This is a genomic window from uncultured Rossellomorea sp., from assembly GCF_947488365.1.
Classification (GTDB): domain Bacteria; phylum Bacillota; class Bacilli; order Bacillales; family Bacillaceae_B; genus Rossellomorea.
On sequence record NZ_CANKZT010000001.1, the window covers coordinates 469,460 to 488,859 of the forward strand.

Consider the following 19,400-nt stretch of genomic DNA (forward strand, 5'->3'; position numbering starts at 1 on the left):
AAAATCACAAAACATGTATTCAAGATTATGTATAGTCCTTCAAATTCATCTGAATATGCCTTCATTCGAAAAGAATACCATTGGTGATTATTGTGATTCGATAATCACTTTACCATATACAAAGAGCTAACCCGCAATAAGTTAGCTCTTTGTTGTACGGAAGTTCAAAAACCTTGAATCGTCATTCCACCGTCCACAAAAAGGGTTTGGCCTGTAACATAATTCGAAGCATCCGAGGAAAGGAAAACAGCAGGGCCTACAAGTTCCTCCAGTTCACCGATTCTCTTTAGGGGTGTTACGGCCAAAATATCGTTTACATATTCTTCGTTTTGCAATAGCTCTTTTGTTAGTGGCGTTTTAAAATACCAAGGTCCGATACTATTCACATTAATATTGTATTTTCCCCATTCCATGGCTAATACCTTCGTCATTTGAATCATGGCTGCTTTCGTTGAAGCGTACACAACCCCTGTACGTAAAGCAACATGTCCAGCTACAGACGCTATGTTAATGATTTTCCCCTGATTCTTCTCCTTCATATGTTTACCTGCTTCCTGACTCATCATAAAAGCAGATTTCAAATTTGTATCCATGATCGTTTGCCATTCTTCATCCGTAACCTCAAGGGCGCTGGAACGAATATTCATTCCTGCATTATTAATTAAAATATCAATGGAACGTTTTTGATCTTCTATGTAAGCAATCGCTTTTTGAATCTCTTCCCGTGATGTCACATCCGTCGGGATTATATAAGCCCTTCTTCCCAGCTTTTCAATTTCACTGGCCGTTTCTTCCAGATCGCCCCTCGTCCTTGATAGCAGGACAACATCGGCTCCTGATTCTGCTAAACCTATACTGAGAGCTCGTCCAATTCCACGACCGGCACCAGAGACAACAGCCAGTTTATCTTTTAATGAAAATGAAGGTAAATACATCTTCACACCACCCTACCCATTATTTGAATCTTCTATATATTAACACAGTCATGTTGACTGCTAAAAGGTTTACGCTTTAACGAGTTTTCTTCTTGTCCCCCTGGTTCTGGACATGAATGTGGATTTTCGAATCTACATGAAGTTGACACTGAGGACAAACCGTTTTCTCGGAAAAGATCTGACAGCAATGCTTACAATAAAATTTTTCCACGAAATATCCTCCTCCCTCTTTATTTTCATTCCTATACTCTATGCATGTCGTTCCGACAAATGAACCGATTGAAAGACCTATTTATTTCTGACTTCACATTTATTTCACAATTTTTCACGTAACCTGTGACATTTATCACAGATTCATAAGGGTTTACACCTTTATGATAGTGATAACAAAATCAATCATCCAATGAATGGAAGGAATGAGATAAATGGCGAAACCGGAATTACATCAAAAAACCGAGGTTAAGGTCGAAGAGTCAACTTCATTAAAAGGAACTTTTACTTCGGTTCTGTTCCTAGGTGGTTTTTTAGTCCTTACTTGGCTAGGAGTATTCTTACTATTTTTAAATCGTTTTTAATTCTGAAGGAGTGGTTAACATGCACATGCATCGCTATGAAAAATGGTGGTTAACGTTAGGAACAGGGTCTCTTATCTTATTTTTAGTTATTTTAGGAATCAGTGCTTTTCATCAAGGACATCAACCTCCAAGCGCGAAAGCATACGTCAATCCCGAGCAAGTGGATAAAACCTCGCCCTTTAACGAGCCGGGATTAAAGAAGGTAGAAGGGAAGGATTGGGATTACGAGTTAGTGTTTGTCGCATCAGCATTTCTCTACACGCCCGGGGAAATTGAAATACCTAAAGGATCTACACTTAAAATCATCGCCACAACAAAAGATGTTGTTCACGGATTTGAAGTGGCAGGAACAAACATTAATATGATGCTTGAACCTGGATTTGTTAGTGAATATACAACAACCCTTGACAAAACAGGAGAATTTCTCGTTGTATGTAATGAATATTGTGGGGTAGGTCACCACACAATGAAATCTATGATCAAGGTGGTGGACTAAAATGAAACGATTTGTGAGAATTGAGAAAAAAGATGCTACTTTGGCGATGGCACATATTTATGTTGGCTTTATTGCCTTGGCTCTAGGTGGATTGGCTGGATTATTACAAGTGTTGGTAAGGTCAGGCAAATTCATTTTGCCTGCAGGGATTGGCTATTACCAGGTCTTAACGGTTCACGGCGTATTATTGGGATTGGTATTAACCACTTTCTTTATCCTTGGATTCCAGCATGCTGCCATTTCCCGAACTTCCGGTACCTATTCTGGAAAATCGCGCTTGTTTGGCTGGTTAGGATTCTGGGTCATGCTTCTTGGTACAATCATGGCCGCTGTTATGATTCTATTAAATGAAGCAACTGTACTTTATACTTTCTATGCTCCCCTGCAGGCACACTGGATATTTTACTTAGGTTTGACTTTCGTCGTTGTTGGAAGCTGGTTAGGCGGGGCCGGCATGATCATCAAATATGTAAGCTGGCGAAAAGAAAACCCTGGACTACCAAGCCCTCTGTTAACATTCATGGCCATCATCAATACCGTCTTATGGATTGTCGCCACCATTGGTGTGGCAGGAACGGTTTTATTCCAGCTCCTTCCTTGGTCTCTTGGCCTCGTTGATCGAGTAGATGTGCTCGTAAGCAGAACATTATTCTGGTATTTCGGTCATCCCCTTGTATATTTTTGGCTGCTGCCTGCCTATATGGCATGGTATGTCATTATTCCAAAAATCATTGGCGGAAAAATATTTTCAGATTCGTTAGCCAGACTTTCATTTATTTTGTTCCTTCTATTCTCTATCCCGGTAGGTTTCCATCACCAATTAGTGGAACCTGGAATTGACGCATATTGGAAGTTTCTACAGGTTGTTCTTACCTTTATGGTTGTCATACCTTCCTTGATGACTGCATTTTCTCTTTTCGCTACCTTTGAAATGTACGGCAGATCCAAAGGAGCTACCGGATTGTTTGGATGGTTTAAGAAGTTACCATGGGGAGATGCACGCTTTACCGTACCCTTTATCGGCATGGTGGCCTTTATCCCTGCGGGAGCAGGTGGATTAATCAATGCATCTAACCAAATGAACCAGGTTGTTCATAATACCATTTGGGTTACGGGCCACTTCCACTTAACTTTGGCAACTTCCGTTGTGTTAACGTTTTTCGGTATTGCCTATTGGCTCGTACCTCATTTAACGGGACGCGTCTTAACGAAAGCAATGAACAAACTGGCGATCGTGCAAGCCATTGTTTGGTCTGTAGGAATGGGTATTATGTCAGGTGCCATGCATGCTGTCGGCCTACTGGGCGCGCCAAGACGATCTTCTTTTTCGACTTATGGGGATGCACCGCAAGCCCTTGCTTGGATTCCATATCAAGTCGCACAAGCGATCGGGGGAACGATTCTTTTTATCGGGATTATCCTGGTTCTATATATCTTTATCAATCTGGCATTCTTCGCACCTAAAGGAGAAGAAGAATTCCCGGTAGGTGAAAAAGCGGAAGCGGCCGAGAGGAGTCCAATGGTCCTTGAAAACTGGAGAATTTGGTTAACCATCTTAGCAGCTCTCATTCTTGTTGCCTACACCGTTCCATTCATCGACATGATTCAAAATGCACCACCTGCATCCAAGGGCTATCGTTTGTGGTAAAAAGAAAAGCGGAGGCGGCTTGCCCTGGGGCGACAAGCATAAGACGAGTAACCCGGAAAGGCGCTCTTTGCCTTTTTGGGTTACTTGGCTTATGACCTCGAGCCCCAAGCCGCCGGAGCTCGACAATCAGAAAAGCGGAGGCGGCTTGCCCTGGGGCGAAAAAATCAAAATGATATAAAGAAAAGAGGCTGCCACATAACGGCAGCCTCTTTTCTATTTCTCTTTAATTGGAACAAACAACTCTAATTTCCTTTTGTCTTCCGTTTCGTTGATTTCCCTGTCCTGAGACAAAAATTTCTCGACACTCAGTCTGGAGTTGTCTTTTTCATACCCATTTTCCTTAATCCAGTTAAAGATCGAAAAGTAGGCCTGCTCGACTTCCGTTGACAGCCCTTCATATAGAGCGTGAGCATAATCGCCTGCAGGGAGAGTTAGTTCCAATAACCCCGGTGGAAGCTTTTCCACACGATCAACCTCTACGGTACAATAATACGTAAAATCAGTCGCTCTGTCATGGAAAGGTGCGTATATGCATTCATCTCCATTGATGTGGTGAATGGATGGGATCATCTGTTGAAACTTGGTAAACAGTCTAGGAATCTCAGACCCTCTTCCATACGGTCCAGTCCACCCTATTCCTACCAGCAATTTATCCTCTAGCGATGCAACTTTAATTTCCATGATTTTGCCTCCATTGTATTCGTTAATTCAAGGAATATACCTTTGAATACTTCTCAGTTAAATACTCGGCCAAGTACCTTGCATTAAGCCCTTCTCCGGTAACTTCCCTGATGATTTCCAGCGGTTTCTTCATCTTGCCCCACTGATGGACGTTCTTGGTCAGCCATTCTCTGATGGGAGCAAGATTCCCCTCTTCCAACAGCTCTTCATAATGAGGAAGATCGTTTAACATGGCACGCTTAAACTGTGCCGCGTACATATATCCTAATGCGTATGACGGAAAGTAACCGAAGCTTCCACCGGCCCAATGAACGTCCTGGAGGACTCCTTCACCATTATGGGAAGGACGGATACCTAAGTACTCTTCATATTTCTGATTCCAGATTTCAGGAAGATCCTTCACGTCAATCTCATCATTAAATAATCCTTTTTCAATTTCATAGCGGATGATGATATGTAGAGCGTACGTTAATTCATCTGCTTCAATTCGAATTAACGAAGGTTTGGATTCATTAATCCCCCGATAGAAATCGTCCAGTTCCACAGAATCAAACTGTCCAGTTGAGTAATCCTTCAATAGCGAATAATTCTTCTTCCAGAAAGAATGATCTCTCCCTACAAAATTTTCATAAAACAGGGATTGAGACTCATGGATTCCCATGGACGTTCCCGTACATAGTGGTGTGCCCATCAAGTCCTTTGAAATGTTTTGTTCATAAAGGGCATGTCCACCTTCATGAATCGTTCCAAATACGGCTGTTCTCCAATCCTTCTCGTCATATTTAGTTGTTACCCTAACATCACCAGGATTTAAACCAATCGCAAACGGATGTACCGTTTCATCCAGTCTTCCAGAGTTGAAATCATATCCCATTTGTTCAAGGATCTTTAAGCTGAAAGCCTTTTGCTTAGCCTTTGGAAAGTGTTTGAAAAGGAAATCGGTTTGTGGCTTATTTTTCGATTCAGAAATTTTATGTACAAGTGGAACAATTTGATCCCGAAGGTCGCCAAATACCTTATCTAACACTTCTATCGTTACACCTGGCTCATACATATCCAATAGCGTATTATATTTGTTATCTTCGTAGCCCCAATAATCAATAAAGCGTTTCGTAAAGGATACAAGCTTTTCTAAATAAGGCTGAAACATGGTAAAATCCGCTTTTTCTTTCGCTTCTTCCCAGATTCCTTCAGCTTTAGACTGTAACACGACGTATTCCCTATATTCAGATGCAGGAATTTTTTTATTGCGATCATACTCTTTTTGACACTCTTCTAATAGTTTTTGTGTCATATCATCCAACTGATCCATTTCTGGAGAGAGTTTTGCTAAGTAAGCGGCCATTTCATTGGAAGTGGACATTTCAAACAGCTCAGATGAAAGCATCCCGATGACTTCTGACCGCTGCTCTGCACCATTTTTTGGAGCGCCGGTCCGTAAATCCCAGAACATCAAACCAAGTGCTTCGTTGTAGGCAGACATTTTTTTAACATAATCATGAAATTGATCTTTTGTCTCTATTACTGATTCTTTCATTTTTAAAATCCCCCTTTTTTTAACATTCAATCTATTTTATCATATCACAAAAAAACCGCCCATTAAGGCGGTTTTAACTTCTATTGACTATGCGTTCAACACTTCAATTCCAACGGGTAAAACTGATTCTACCAATTCTCTATGTGATGTTTCCGCGTCATTCATCAGAATATGGATGCTCCCCTTGTCTTCACTCGTCCGAATCAGACGTCCGATTCCCTGTCTCAAGCGAAGGATCATGTAAGGAATATCAACTTCTTCCATAGAATGAGTGGCATGCTTTCGTTTCGCATCAAAGACAGGGTCCTTTGGAGGGAATGGAAGCGAGTAGATAATGACCTGTGAAAGGGACTCCCCTGGCACGTCCAATCCTTCCCATAAGTGATATGAGCACAGGACCGTGGACGTTTCCTGCTGGAACTGCTCTACCGTATCACTGATCTCTCTGTCCCCTTCATAGATTACATTCCATGCCTGATCAGCCTGTTGCATCTGAAACGACCTAAATGCATTCATTTCATCCATGGAGGTGAAAAGAACCAACGATTTCCCTTGATTACTCTTCAGTTTGTCAAATACATACTGATTTTTGGAATGTACTCCGGCATCCAGTGAAGGAAGATACGCTTTCATCATGTCTTCGTAATCATAAGGTGATTCCACTGAAAATTTTTCATATGTCTCAATCCCAAGCGATTGAGAAACATAAGAGAAGTCTCCATTATAGGAAAGGGTTGCCGAAGAAAAAATAAATGGAATATTTTGAGAAAAAACTTGTTCTCTAAGAATTTCCTCGACTAATCTCGGCATCACCACAAAGGTGTGCTCTTCCTCTGATGTTTCCAACCAGTAGATTCCTTTTTCATCATCTAAAAACAGTTTCAACGAATACTGGATCTGCTCCAGATATTCTTCCACTACCTTTAAAAGATAATCATCCATAACGTACATTTCAGATTCAAAAACGAGCTCATTCAAGAGGTTTTCGATTTTCTCCGTTATAGACCTGCCCTGCTGTAATATGGCTTCTGAACGAATGATGTATTGTCTATCGGAGCCTGACTCCCCTTTGGATTCCTTCTCGAGTAGCTCGAACCACTTTTCATTGTCGAGCATGATATCTTCAATGATATAAAGGGTCTCCTCCCTCATATCCGATGAAGACAGCTTCTCTAATAGTCCTTCAAGTGTCTCCATCCTCATCCTGTAAGTCATCGCTTTTTGAGAAGCAAATTCCAATAGGTGACCTTCGTCAAAGACGACTGAGCTTGCTTCCGGCAGAAGTGGCAGCTGACCTTCCCGTTTTCTACTGTCCTTGGTCCAGATATGCTCCATATAGAAATCATGTGAACAGATGATCAAGTCAGCCGCATTCCGATAGTGTTCACGGTGAAGCGTAAGGCCGCAACGATGGCGATAGACGCAGGACATGCAGTCCTGAAGGGAGTCCCAGCCTACATGATTCCATTCTTCATCTGACAACCCGGCATATTCTTTACGATCCCCGTAATGACTGAAGCTTCTCATAGAAGAATTGTCATGGACGAAGTCCGGCAATTCCTCCCACATATCTTGATAAACTTCATTTTGAGAAACATTTTCTTCTAATTTCTTTATGCAAAGATATTGCTCCCTCGACTTTGCCAAACGAACATCTATGTCTAAATCCAGGGCATGTTCAAGCTTTTGGATGTCCCCCTCTTTTTTCACAATCTGCTCAATGAGTGTTTCATCGGCACATGCAATGATTGCAGGTTTTCCTGTATACCTGGCATAGGATAACGCATATAAGAGGTATACAAGGGTTTTGCCCGTACCGACACCTGCTTCCGCATACATGACTTGCTTATTTTTATAGGCTTGATTAAGTTGAAAGGCCATAAATACCTGTTCATCCCTTAAATCAAATCCCTTTTCAGGTAATAGATCATAAAATACATCACCGACCCAATCGGATAATGCTTCATAAAAGGATTGCTCCTTGGTTAGTTCAAATGGTAATTTTCTTCTCATGGGGACCTCCTACGTGACACAATATTTCTAATTTACTAGAATTCTTACGAATTGAAAAGATAAAAACGCAATTTATTCGTGGCTCTTAAGATGAGCCTTTCATTCAAAGCTTTTCCGATGCCCTTAACAAAAGAAAAGAGACGCTCCATATCAAGGGTAGATCTACCACTTGAATGGATGTCCCTAGTCTCCTTTAGAATACACTCAGTCGTATATTCTCTTTTTTCTTAACAATTCATATTGAAAAGCCTGATCCAGGTTTTTCGCTGCTTCGTGTAAGTCTGGTTGAATGGCTGCTCCTTCTTCACCTGAAATGGAAGAAATAGAGCTTTGTAATGCCTGATAGATTTTTTGGTAATCGATGAAAGAATGGTCCATCCTCTTTCACTCCTCTAAAAATGATAGAACTATTATACGCAGGAAGTGAAGGGGATATTCTGACCTTCTTTATCTTTTTTTCTTGGACTTGAAATGTTTACCCTTTTCTCGGAGGACGAGGTCCCCAATATTGATAATAATCCGTTCGAATAAACCCGTTGAACAATTTACGTTTTTTGGTTGCTTGCTTTCCATAGCATTGCTCAAAATTTTCATGGGACGTCATCATGTATACCGACCAGGTTTCCAGTTTTTCAAAGGCCTTTCCCATTTCTTGATACATTTTCTCCACCTCTTTACGTTCACCTAAACGTTCACCATAAGGAGGATTTCCGACAATGATGCCATATTCCAATTCTGAAGTGAAGTCTCTTACTTGCATTTGTTTAAATTTCACCAAATCTCCAAGACCTGCCTCCAGGGCATTCTCTTTCGACACCTCTATCATTCGGTGATCGATATCAGTACCCAATATTTCAAGGGGCTGGTTGTAGTTAGCCAAATCTTCTGCTTCCAGACGCGTTTTTTCCCATACATCATCAGGCATCATCGGCCATTGCTCTGACAAGAACTCTCGGTTAAATCCAGGTGCGATGTTTTGACCGATCAATGCCGCTTCGATCGGAATGGTACCTGACCCGCAGAATGGATCCACAAATGGACGATCAGGATTCCAGGACGTTAGTTGAATCAGTGCTGCAGCCAGCGTTTCCTTTAAAGGAGCTTCACCTTGACCGATTCGATATCCCCTTTTATGAAGACCTTGTCCACTGGTATCGAGGGTGATGCTTGCCACATCTTTATGGATCGCCACCTCAATTTTAAACAAGGGGCCAGTTTCGTCAAGCCAAGATGTACGTTTGTATGCTGTACGTAATCGTTCAACGATTGCTTTTTTCACGATGGCCTGGCAATCAGGTACACTGTATAGCTTTGATTTAACGGATTTCCCCTGCACAGGGAATTCTGCGTCTACAGGAAGGAAATTCTCCCACGGCAGTTTCTTAGTATTCTCAAATAGTTCATCAAAGGAGTACGCTTTAAAGTCTCCAACGAGTATCTTAATTCTATCAGCAGTTCTTAGCCACATATTGGCTCTTGCGATAGCCGTTTCGTCCCCTTTGAAGATGACTTTCCCGTTCTCCACCTGACATTCGTAGCCCAGGTCCTTCACTTCTTTCGCAACAATCGCTTCCAGCCCCATCGCTGCAGTCGCTATTAATGTATATGTACTCATATTGTCACCTCGTTATTAAGTATCTCTATTTAATAGTATTGTCTTGTTTCCCATAAAATAAAAAGGACTGATACAAAGAAGCAGTGTATTACCTGCATGTATCAGTCACTTGCATTATTTAATCCATATTGCTCTTATCCCGTAATAGTGTTCTGTAAGCCATGTTTTGTTCCGTTGTACTACAAGCGACTTATCGTCTCGTACTCGGGTGGTAATCATCTATCTACAAAGGAAGCTCCTTTGTCCCTCTCTTCGTTCAATTCCTCCGAAAGGATTCCCCTACCTAATTTTGGGTTTCTCGCTCGTGGGGTTTACCTCGTTCCACTCCTGCCATTTCTAACAGGACTTCGTCACTGTGGCACTTTCAAGGTAGTCACACCATATCCCAAGGGACTTAGGTGTTTTCCCTGCCGTCAACTCAAAGCTTGAGCTGCCCTAGCTTATGAATTGGCTAGGCACGAACACTACGTGCATCTCAGCACCGTGCGAGCATGGACTTTCCTCTACAACTATAAGTTGCAGCGATTACCCAAACACCATTAAGGATCAGCAATATCTAATTATACTGTAGTTCTTCTAATAATTCAACTGGAAATATTAGTCGTATAATTTGTTTCCAAATACATGTTTTTCTAAATTAGACAAGCGCTTAAGGATATCGAAATTCGTTGTGCCTGTCTGCTGAGTTGGAGCAGCGGACCGTTGCTTACTGGCTCCCTCTACTTGCTTCTTCAATCGCAGATTCTCTTGTTGAAGATCTTCTATTTCTTGATGAAAGGTTTCATAATCTTTAATAATCAAATCTAAAAATTTATCTACGTCTTCTTGCTTGTATCCCCGCATTCCACTTTTGAATTCTTTTTCAAGGATATCCTTAGCCGTTAATTTCACTTTATCTGAGATCATTATTTTCACCTCTATATTTATCACTATCATTTTTTCAAATAACCATCATTTTGTCAATTGTAATTGTTATTCGGGGCTCATATAATTCCGAATGGTTAATGAGTGATAAAGCATCCTCTACTCATTCTTCCACTGCTCTTCTTCGACGACCCATTGCAGATCATGGAATGTAATCGCCCTAATTTCAAAAGATGGATCGGACTCTTTCTTTTTCTTCGCTTCTTGATAGAAGTACTTAGGTGATCCTTCTTTTTCTTCATCATACAGTATCACCAACGTTTGGCTTTTTTGCAAGAATAATTGATTTTTGTTTCGAAACTGCTGAGGACTTTTATAGGGTTCTTTCGAGATTGATTCGACAAAATCCGCTTGAGAAAGGATGAGTTCATAGTATTCTTTATTCTGGTCGTTCCAGTTTTCCTCTTGAGATAAAAAAGGAGTCAGTATAGCCAGTTTAAGATCAGGATAATCTTCTTGAAGTTCAAACACCACTTCTGCCCCCCAAAGTTCAACGCCAAGCTGCCCACTAATGAGTATCCATTCTAATTCTTCATTCAATAGAGATACTAATTCTTTCTTTAGAGCTTGCTTTATGTAGTAAACCGCTTTGTCATCCTGCTTGAAAATTCCTAACTCAAAGGATTTATATCCGGTTATGCATGCAACATTACTCAAATGCAAAACTCCTTCAGTAAACTTTCGGGGCAAACATGTCTATTTAAAGCTTAGTATACCCCAATCCTTTACACTCTATTGTAACATATTTCACGATATGCCAGGTCAACAATCCTTAATATCATATACTATTTACCATCATAAAGAAGAGATGACTCTAATAAGCCTTAGTCACTTTAGCAGAGTAACACGACGTGCCACTCTGCATTTGAAACTAATCTCTTAGAGGCATCCCTCTGTTATCTTCACTCTGGATATTATCGTCCCATGCCATACGGTCCGAAAGGTGGTCTTGGACGAGGTCCGAATCCCGGTCCTCCTGGGCCAACAGGTCCAAATCCTGGTCCTCCTGGTCCTCCTGGTCCAAATCCTGGTCCACCTGGTCCACCTGGTCCACCTGGTCCACCGCCACAATTAAAATGTTGGTGTGAAACACTGTCTACTTGTGATTGTGTTTGCGGGAAATAATGTTTATGTTGATACATAACATTATTTACATTCGTCGTGTGAGTTGGGTGAATGTGTGGCACCTCATAGGTATTGCATGTATGCTTCACACAACATTTCGTCGGGTGCATGACTGCAGGAAGTACTTGATTAGGTCTTGGTCTTTTATACATTGAAACGCTCTCCTTTCATCTCTTAGTCGTTACACTAATAGCCTATGAAAGGGAGAGGGTACATGTACTAATGAAAATACCTATTTTTAGGAAAACAATTCGTTATCTTACATAAAGCTATATAAAGTTTCCGGATAATTGGTAAAAACAAAAGCCGTTAAACCAATGACGACAAAGAACAAAATTAAGATTGCCCGGTTCATTTTCATCATCCCATCTAAATATTAAATATTTTCAACACAATTAACTATTTTACAACTTCTTTTGAAAATTCTCAATATAAAAATAAGGAGATTGAACCATTTTTTTAGTATATTTTAAAAGTTTTGGTGTTACTAGGTTGGAAGGTCTGATTTCTTATTTATTTTTCTGGTCAATCGGCTCATTCGATGGTGAAGTTTCCCTATAAAGGTTTCGTGTTTTTCGCTGTTCCACTCTTTGGTTTCATACATCAAGGTTTCAAGCTGTTCACATCTATCCAACGCAAGCTTTAAATTCTTTGTTTTGTGTTCATATACTTTAGCCAGTTCCAGTAATACGACTTTTCTAATCGAAATAGGGGCTTCTTTCCACATTTCTTCCCATAACTCAATCGCCCTACTCTCTTCTCTCTCTTTTTTGAATTGAAGGGCGAGATGGTGCATTGCTTCATAATTCGGACCATCATTCTCATTTATTATCTCTTGGTAACGTTCTTTTGCCATCTTTCTGTTTCCCGTGTATTCAAGCCACCTGCCGACTTCGAACCGCTCATGTCCAGTTGATTGCTTATGGACATTCAATAATTGAAAAGTTAAATGCGTATAAAGAGTGATCAACGACAAAATATCCAGCTCATTATGGGTCATAACCTTAAAAATACCTTCTGGATCTTTACGCTCTATATAATCGAAATAGATCATAGGTGCTAAATAACCCGGAACATCATCAACTCTATTAAATCCAAGAATCTTACGCTCAACGTTAATTAACTTAACGGATTCCATCTTGTGCTTAAAAAGTCTTCTGGATCCATGGTAAAGATCAAAATGTCCGAATGCAGGTAATTTGGGTACATGGTCTTTAATGAGGGTATGCCTTGTCTTTACTTGAGGCCAATCAAACGCTTTACCGTTATACGTCACAAGCGTGTTATAATCCACATTACTTAAAAAACTGTGATAGAGAGGTATTTCACTTCCCGGCTGCGGCAAAAAGTGCTGGGTAACGATCACTTCTGTTTCTGTCACTTTCCCATGCCCTAATAAAAAGATCGTATTTCCTACCCCTCCACCTAAACCGGTCGTTTCCGTATCGAAGAAAAACATTTCTTCATGATTAAGACCTTTAGAAGACAATGGATGCTCACCGGTAAAGTCTTGCCAAGCATCCACCGCTCTAATAAAATCCTTAAATGTGTAATCCCCATGCTGATGATCGATTGAATATCGTTTCTCCCTGACCAGACAAAAATCACCGTCTATATAGTAGGCAGCCGTACCATTTTGTTTCCATAAATCAATAAATGGGAAATCTCTCGCTTCCTGCTCTATTACCAAATGCTGAACTTTCTTCTCTTCAGCCTCGTCTTCTCTAATAATATGTTTTTTCATTCTTGATAATTTATTTTTAAGAGACAATTCGTTCCCTCCTTCTCTTATTGAAGGAAAAGATGAAGAAGCTTTAATGCATCCAATTTGGCCGTGTCCAGTGAATGATCCGTTCCAATACACGAAGGACAGCCAGTTTGACACGGACATCTCTCGATCATGTTAGATGTCTCAAGGAGGATTCTCTCCATCTGTTCATACACCTTTTCACTTAACCCGATTCCCCCGGGGTACCGATCGTAAATAAAGATCGTAGGCTGTTCATTATGTGCAGCCTTTATTTGAGGGACTACGAAAATATCGCTTGGATCACACATAACAAATAATGGAATAATCGATTTCAAGCTTTGAGCTGCCCCGATAAGTCCTTCTTCCAGACGCTCCTGACTAAATGAAGCATCATCTTTTAATGAAACCCAGCTGGAACTCGTATGCAGTTCCTCTTCAGGCAGATGGATAGGCCCTGATCCAATATTTTCGTGCGTATCAAATTTGATTTTCTTGAAAATCGTTGCCATTGCTTGAACAGTTACGTCCCCATATGCTACATCATACATTTCTGACGTTCGAAGCTTGTCTGTTTCCAGTACTCTCAATTGTACAGCTAGATTGGCATCTGTGAAATAATCCACATCAACTTCCCTTACATACGCTTTCTTTTCATCCCAATCAAGTTCTTCTACTTGGAATTGAACCCCTTGATGTAAATAAATCGCTTCATCGTGCAATAAGGTCATGGCGGAGAAACGGTCCATCTCCCCTATTACTTTAACGGCTGAGGTGTCGGTTTGATCAATTATGATGACATTTTCCTGGGAAGCTGAGCGGAGGCTGATGTTATGGGCAGGAAATACATCATTCATCCAATACCATTTTTCACCATTCTTATGAACCACCCGCTCTTCTACTAAAAATTCTAAAATATCTTCTATGTCGTGCTTACCAAATTGTTCACCTTCTTTAAAGGGAAGCTCATAGGCAGCACACTTAATATGATCAATGAGAATAATCAAATTATCCGGGTTGATTCTCGCAGTTTCAGGCGTTTGCTCGAAAAAGTAATCCGGATGCTCAATTATGAATTGATCTAATGGGCTTGAGCTTGCTACCATGATCACCAGAGATTCCCCATGTCTTCTCCCTGCTCTTCCCGCTTGCTGCCAAGCACTTGCGATCGTTCCTGGATAGCCGGTCATGATGCATACTTGTAATTGTCCGATATCGACCCCTAATTCAAGAGCGTTCGTACTAACAACTCCGTAGATTTCACCAGATCGTAAGCCTTTTTCAATTTCCCGGCGTTGAGTTGGAAGATATCCTCCCCGGTACCCTCTGATTGATTTCGCTCCTAATTGGCTCTTCACTAATTCTTGTAAGTAGGTAAGGATAATTTCCACTCTCACCCTGCTTCTGGCGAATATGATGGTTTGCACCTTATTCTTCAATAGCTCACCAGCAATTCTCCTTACCTCCAGTGTCGCACTCCTGCGTATATTCAACGGTTTATTTACAATAGGGGGATTGTAGAAAACGAAATGCTTTCTGGCACTGGGTGCACCGTTATTATCAATCAAATTCATTTCTGTACCGGTCAAGTTCTCTGACAGCTCTTTAGGATTTGCAATCGTTGCCGAAGTACAGATGAATATGGGAGAAGCTCCATAAAACTCGCAAATTCGTTTTAATCTCCTGATCACATTGCTTACATGGGAACCAAAAACCCCCCTATATATATGAAGTTCATCGATAATAACGTACTTTAGATTCTCAAAAAGAGAAACCCACTTTGTGTGATGAGGAAGAATCGCTGAGTGGAGCATATCGGGATTCGTTATGACAATATGCCCTGCTTTCCTAACCTTTTGGCGTATATTAGCAGAGGTATCACCGTCATATGTATAGCTATTTATAGAAGCTTCTGCCTCTGAAATGATTTCGTTCAACTCAGCTTTCTGATCTTGTGCCAGTGCTTTAGTAGGAAAAATATATAACGCTCGTGCATCTGGGTTGTCCATAATCGATTGTAATACAGGAAGATTATAACAAAGGGTCTTCCCCGAGGCTGTAGGAGTCACCGCAGTAAAGCTTTTTCCTTCCATTGCCAGCTGAAAAGCGGAATGTTGATGGGTATAAAGATTTTCAATTCCTCTTTTTTGCAATGCTTTTTTTATTTTTTCATTTATCTCATATGGCAGATCGACCAATTGAGCTGATTTTTCCTCTATAGTATGCCAGTGAACTATCTGCTTATTAAAATCATCGTCTTTTTTAAAATGTTCGATCAACTGTTCAAGGTTGTTTTTCTTAAACACAGGTATCACCTCTTCTATTCATTTTACCGAATCTATGTTCGAAACTAAAGTAAAAAAAACAGGATTACTTTACCATCCTTATCCCATTAGAAAGTGAAGGATCGAAAGGTGGAGGAAGCTGTAAATTTCTTTACCTTTTTTCATAGAGGAGCTTATATTGGGATATAGGACAAATGCACATATTCTGCAAGTATTCATACACTAGTATGAATACTTTTGCGTGAAAGGAGCATACCCATGTCGAACGAGAAAAAAGGTTTTGGTGACCTGATGCATTCCATGAACGAGTTTTTTCATGAAAGACCTATGAAAGGAATGCTTCAAAGCATTGATGAATTTTTCACATCATCATCTAACCCATTTGGTTCTTTCCCGGTCGAATTAACCGAAACAGATAATTATTTTATCGTGACTGCACAGCTTCCAGGTATTAAGAAAGAGCAGATTCAACTTGATGTGTTCCCTCAGTACATTACGATTTCTGTAACCAATAAAGAAGAGTTCTCCGAGGAAAATGACCAAAATCAAATGGTAAGAAGAAAGCAATCCATGAAAAAAAGCAGCAGGACCATTCCCTTTCCAAGGGTAGTTAATGAAAAGAATGTGAAAGCTTCTCATAAAGACGGATTGCTGACTGTCAGGGTTGACAAAGTATCCGGTAAACGAATACCTATAGAATAAATTTCCTATTACCATATGAAAAAATGGGCTGCCAAGTCGGCAGCCCATTTTTGTCATTCTATAGTTTAAATATCCCACCCAAGCCTTTTACGAGAGAGGAAACTTGATTAATTGCCCCCATCATTTGTCCTGTCGTATTCATCATTTTATTGAAATCTAAAGATCCATCCTGTGACTTGAATGAATTCATGATCGAACTTACTCCTCCAGACTGAGGTTTAGCCATGAACGAGGCTTTCGGATATGGATTAGCATAAGCCTGTTGCTCCATTGCTTTCATTTGGTACGGATTGTATTCTTTCTGCTGTAGAGGATTTTCAAAATATGGATTCATTTGCTGCTGGTTTATCTGTTGATATTGGTTCATATGAAACCCCGATGCAGGGTATTGGGCTTCTGGTTGAGGATAATAATTAGGTTGGAAAGATCCATATTCTGGAGGTCGCACACCCTGTCCTTGAAAGTTCATCACTGGTCCCATATACGTTGATTGCGAATGATAACTTGGATGATAGTTACGCATCTGTCTCGAATGAAGGAAAGAATTCATACTTAGCCCCCTTACTTAATATTGGTTACTATACTTTATGTTTTAACTGGATAAATGGTGAAAAGACCCATAAAGATCTTTCGACAAATACAAGAAGAATGTCGGAAGTTACACTATTCTTACAACTTAAAGAAAGGGTTTTCTATGATAGGATAAATGTAGATGCAACGCAATGAAATATAAGTATTGGGAGGAATCAAGATGAACCTGAGTGAACTGCTGAAGAGATATGAAAGTAGTAAACATTATCAAGCAACGGATCAACAAGAACTTCTTACAATGGCCAAAAAACTTTATATTTCTAATGAGATTTCATTGCATCATTATAAAGAGCTGTCGAAGCAGATCAATACAATAGAAGAAAAAGCAATTCCAACACCATAATGTAAAGAGGCTGCCCATCGGCAGCCTCTTATTTTTCATTCAATTCATCCAACTGGGTTTGCAGTACATACGAGACAGATTGGTAATGACTGATAAACCGGTTGTAACTGGACTCTGGAAAGAAACAGTGAACCGACAGCATTTCAATATTATCGAACGTGTTTAAAATTTGAGGGAAATGAAGGTGTTTTGGCCTTTGTTCCTTGATCCAAATCAAGGACAATTCCTTCCACGCATCATTCTCCGCCCTTACTTTATCGGCAAAAGGTTTCACTTCGGTGTAAAAGTCTCCTTTTTCACCTGACTCACGCCTGCCTTTATATTCTTTCAACATCTGCTCAACAAGGACGATCAATTCCCCTGTGACTTGCTTCAATTCTTTCAAAAAAAGCCCTCCGTAAAAATGTAGACAAAAATAAAAAGTAGCACAACGCTACTTTCTTATAGATTCAGTTTAAGACGTCTTATAGGATAATTCAAGTTTTTGTAAGACAAAGGACTTTTCTCTATTTTTCATAAGAACGGTTTTAGATCCCGCTTTTCTCTCCACTGAGCTCAATTTACTGTCGATTTTCTGTATCTGGTTCGTTAACGAATTCATTCCTTCTTGCTCTTCAACTGAGATTCGATCATGCAGACTTTGTTCTAATTGATTCAAACTTTCTTCAATTTCAGCTAATTTCAACATAATATCTTGTTTTGGAAGCATTGTGAATCCTCCCACCTTTTTTTTGGATTAATACTGTAATTCTCTCTTTATGAACCGTTCCCTTCCCCCTTGACAAAACTAGAAGCGTTTCGCCAAAGAAAGTGTTAAATGGACATGAGGTTAATTATGTTTCGACACTTACTGAATAAATAAGGTATTAACTAGAAAATAATATAGGTGGAGGTGTAACCCAATGAAAAATCAAAAAAACAAACAAAACAAACAGCAAACTACAAATTCAGCCCAAACCAAAGCCTCAAAAGGCAACCCTAAACTAGAAGGCGAAAACCGTCCAGCGACATAAAAAAGCGGAGGCGGCTCGTTCAGACCCGACATGCATGACAAGAAGAGACCAACACTATTTTAGGGTGTTGGTCTCTTCTTCTTTCTATTCCTCTTCCAGATCTTTTTTAACGCCTCTTTTACTTTCGCCATCTTCTCTAGCTGCCTTTGCTTATGAAAAAACCATTTTGTTAATTCGATTCCATTAGGGAGTTCCTTTTCTTTATACCAATCCTTATTAATTTTCTCTTTAATCGACCAGTCCGTATGAGACTTCCAATGATGTGGAACATCGTCATAAACTTCATGGAGCATGGGTGTACTCGTTTGGAGGACTCCTTTACAGAACTGTTCGTAGTCGTTTCTAGACCCTGTATGCTCTACTTGTAAAGCAAAGTTCAGAAAGGATGAATGGTAATCAGGATGAAATAAAATCATAAATAATTGTTTTCCTAACAGTATTCTGTTTTCGATTTTTCTAAAGCCATGGACACTCGCACCTAAAAGCTCACCCTCTAATGTTGGAAATAGAACGGAGCTGAAATGAAGATGATCTTCTATAAAGAATAGAAAGGAGCCAAACACCCTCTTTTTATAAACCTCATGTTCAATGACTGGTTCTTGAATGAGGTGTTGCTCATTTATAATTAGAGAATGAACTAATCTTTGGTCATTTCTCTCATCCCAGTAACGATTCCATTCTTCTTCCATGAAGCTTGAAATATGAAATTCTTTAAACAAATGAAACATTTTCTTCTTATACCTCGTCGAATAATGATAGAGAAGAAGTTGTGGGAAGGCATCCTGAAAAATGCTCCAGTTCGCTCTTTCATACGTCATGAATAGATCATCAAGGGTAGCCCGGTGTAAAAGCCGCGTGAAAATATCACCTTTAAGATCGGTCATATTCCAGCCGGCATTTCTTGATACCATCGAAGCCAGGAAAGACCATTTTATTTCAGGATGAAGAAGGAAAAATTTTTGATAAGCCATCGTTCTTGTTATATTATCTTGATTATGCAGATTCACTAGATGGTTGATTTCATGAATCCACTCGATTGTACGTTTAGGTTCAGGTATATAGGGTAAAAAGCGATAAGTATTGCTCATTTCATCCATCCTTATTATCCCCCTCTCCCCTATAGCCATAGATTGAGGAGATTTGTAATCAATTATTCACACAAATTGGAGT

General features: G+C 40.0%; 19 protein-coding genes and 1 other RNA gene. 4 read left to right on the forward strand and 16 right to left on the reverse strand.

The window, feature by feature from the left end; all coding sequences use genetic code 11:
* Positions 1-164: 164 nt before the first annotated feature.
* Positions 165-935 (reverse strand): SDR family NAD(P)-dependent oxidoreductase, encoded by a 771-nt coding sequence (locus Q1B03_RS02560; protein WP_299737860.1) that lies wholly within the window; start codon positions 933-935, stop codon positions 165-167.
* A gap of 594 nt (positions 936-1,529) precedes the next feature.
* Between Q1B03_RS02560 and Q1B03_RS02570 the strand changes: the two genes are divergently transcribed.
* Positions 1,530-2,006 carry a cytochrome c oxidase subunit II gene (locus Q1B03_RS02570; RefSeq protein WP_299737873.1) on the forward strand — a complete coding sequence of 159 codons (477 nt, stop codon included), beginning with the start codon at positions 1,530-1,532 and terminating at the stop codon, positions 2,004-2,006.
* 1 nt (position 2,007) lies between these two features.
* Positions 2,008-3,654, forward strand: a complete 1,647-nt coding sequence (locus tag Q1B03_RS02575) for a b(o/a)3-type cytochrome-c oxidase subunit 1 (protein ID WP_299737875.1) — start codon at positions 2,008-2,010, stop codon at positions 3,652-3,654.
* A 213-nt stretch (positions 3,655-3,867) separates the two neighbouring features.
* Here the strand turns inward: Q1B03_RS02575 and Q1B03_RS02580 are convergent, their stop codons facing one another.
* The 11 genes from Q1B03_RS02580 to Q1B03_RS02630 all read right to left on the reverse strand — a co-directional run bounded on the left by Q1B03_RS02580 (position 3,868) and on the right by Q1B03_RS02630 (position 15,602).
* Positions 3,868-4,335, reverse strand: a complete 468-nt coding sequence (locus Q1B03_RS02580) for a GyrI-like domain-containing protein (RefSeq protein WP_299737877.1) — start codon at positions 4,333-4,335, stop codon at positions 3,868-3,870.
* Between the two features lie 22 nt (positions 4,336-4,357).
* The gene (locus Q1B03_RS02585; RefSeq protein ID WP_299737879.1) at positions 4,358-5,872 is read right to left on the reverse strand and encodes a carboxypeptidase M32; all 1,515 of its coding nucleotides are present in this window, start codon (positions 5,870-5,872) and stop codon (positions 4,358-4,360) included.
* 87 nt (positions 5,873-5,959) lie between these two features.
* Positions 5,960-7,885, reverse strand: a complete 1,926-nt coding sequence (locus Q1B03_RS02590; RefSeq protein WP_299737881.1) for an ATP-dependent DNA helicase — start codon at positions 7,883-7,885, stop codon at positions 5,960-5,962.
* A 204-nt stretch (positions 7,886-8,089) separates the two neighbouring features.
* Positions 8,090-8,263, reverse strand: coding sequence for a hypothetical protein (locus Q1B03_RS02595; protein WP_299737883.1), 174 nt, complete (start codon positions 8,261-8,263; stop codon positions 8,090-8,092).
* A gap of 97 nt (positions 8,264-8,360) precedes the next feature.
* Positions 8,361-9,500: a class I SAM-dependent RNA methyltransferase gene (locus Q1B03_RS02600; protein WP_299737885.1), complete on the reverse strand. Its 1,140-nt coding sequence runs from the start codon at positions 9,498-9,500 to the stop codon at positions 8,361-8,363.
* 150 nt (positions 9,501-9,650) lie between these two features.
* An RNA gene (rnpB, locus tag Q1B03_RS02605) (RNase P RNA component class B) lies at positions 9,651-10,037 on the reverse strand.
* A gap of 60 nt (positions 10,038-10,097) precedes the next feature.
* Positions 10,098-10,406 (reverse strand): cell division regulator GpsB, encoded by a 309-nt coding sequence (gene gpsB, locus Q1B03_RS02610; RefSeq protein ID WP_299737887.1) that lies wholly within the window; start codon positions 10,404-10,406, stop codon positions 10,098-10,100.
* 117 nt (positions 10,407-10,523) lie between these two features.
* Positions 10,524-11,081 carry a DUF1273 domain-containing protein gene (locus Q1B03_RS02615; protein ID WP_299737889.1) on the reverse strand — a complete coding sequence of 186 codons (558 nt, stop codon included), beginning with the start codon at positions 11,079-11,081 and terminating at the stop codon, positions 10,524-10,526.
* 257 nt (positions 11,082-11,338) lie between these two features.
* A complete protein-coding gene (locus Q1B03_RS02620) occupies positions 11,339-11,701 on the reverse strand; it encodes a CotD family spore coat protein (RefSeq protein WP_299737890.1) in 363 nt (120 codons plus the stop codon).
* Positions 11,702-12,036: 335 nt separating this feature from the next.
* Positions 12,037-13,320 (reverse strand): ribonuclease H-like domain-containing protein, encoded by a 1,284-nt coding sequence (locus Q1B03_RS02625; protein WP_299737893.1) that lies wholly within the window; start codon positions 13,318-13,320, stop codon positions 12,037-12,039.
* A gap of 17 nt (positions 13,321-13,337) precedes the next feature.
* Positions 13,338-15,602, reverse strand: coding sequence for a DEAD/DEAH box helicase (locus Q1B03_RS02630; RefSeq protein WP_299737895.1), 2,265 nt, complete (start codon positions 15,600-15,602; stop codon positions 13,338-13,340).
* Between the two features lie 237 nt (positions 15,603-15,839).
* Between Q1B03_RS02630 and Q1B03_RS02635 the strand changes: the two genes are divergently transcribed.
* The gene (locus tag Q1B03_RS02635; RefSeq protein ID WP_299737897.1) at positions 15,840-16,283 is read left to right on the forward strand and encodes an Hsp20/alpha crystallin family protein; all 444 of its coding nucleotides are present in this window, start codon (positions 15,840-15,842) and stop codon (positions 16,281-16,283) included.
* Between the two features lie 58 nt (positions 16,284-16,341).
* On the opposite strand, the gene Q1B03_RS02640 is transcribed toward Q1B03_RS02635, so the two are convergent.
* Positions 16,342-16,833 carry a YppG family protein gene (locus tag Q1B03_RS02640; protein ID WP_299737899.1) on the reverse strand — a complete coding sequence of 164 codons (492 nt, stop codon included), beginning with the start codon at positions 16,831-16,833 and terminating at the stop codon, positions 16,342-16,344.
* 201 nt (positions 16,834-17,034) lie between these two features.
* On the opposite strand from Q1B03_RS02640, the gene yppF reads away from it, so the two are divergent.
* A complete protein-coding gene (gene yppF / locus Q1B03_RS02645; protein WP_299737901.1) occupies positions 17,035-17,217 on the forward strand; it encodes a YppF family protein in 183 nt (60 codons plus the stop codon).
* 28 nt (positions 17,218-17,245) lie between these two features.
* On the opposite strand, the gene Q1B03_RS02650 is transcribed toward yppF, so the two are convergent.
* The 3 genes from Q1B03_RS02650 to Q1B03_RS02660 all read right to left on the reverse strand — a co-directional run bounded on the left by Q1B03_RS02650 (position 17,246) and on the right by Q1B03_RS02660 (position 19,327).
* Positions 17,246-17,602: a YppE family protein gene (locus Q1B03_RS02650; protein ID WP_299737903.1), complete on the reverse strand. Its 357-nt coding sequence runs from the start codon at positions 17,600-17,602 to the stop codon at positions 17,246-17,248.
* Between the two features lie 69 nt (positions 17,603-17,671).
* The gene (locus Q1B03_RS02655; RefSeq protein ID WP_299737904.1) at positions 17,672-17,926 is read right to left on the reverse strand and encodes a hypothetical protein; all 255 of its coding nucleotides are present in this window, start codon (positions 17,924-17,926) and stop codon (positions 17,672-17,674) included.
* A 363-nt stretch (positions 17,927-18,289) separates the two neighbouring features.
* Positions 18,290-19,327: a DUF2515 family protein gene (locus tag Q1B03_RS02660; RefSeq protein ID WP_299737906.1), complete on the reverse strand. Its 1,038-nt coding sequence runs from the start codon at positions 19,325-19,327 to the stop codon at positions 18,290-18,292.
* Between the last annotated feature and the right edge of the window lie 73 nt (positions 19,328-19,400).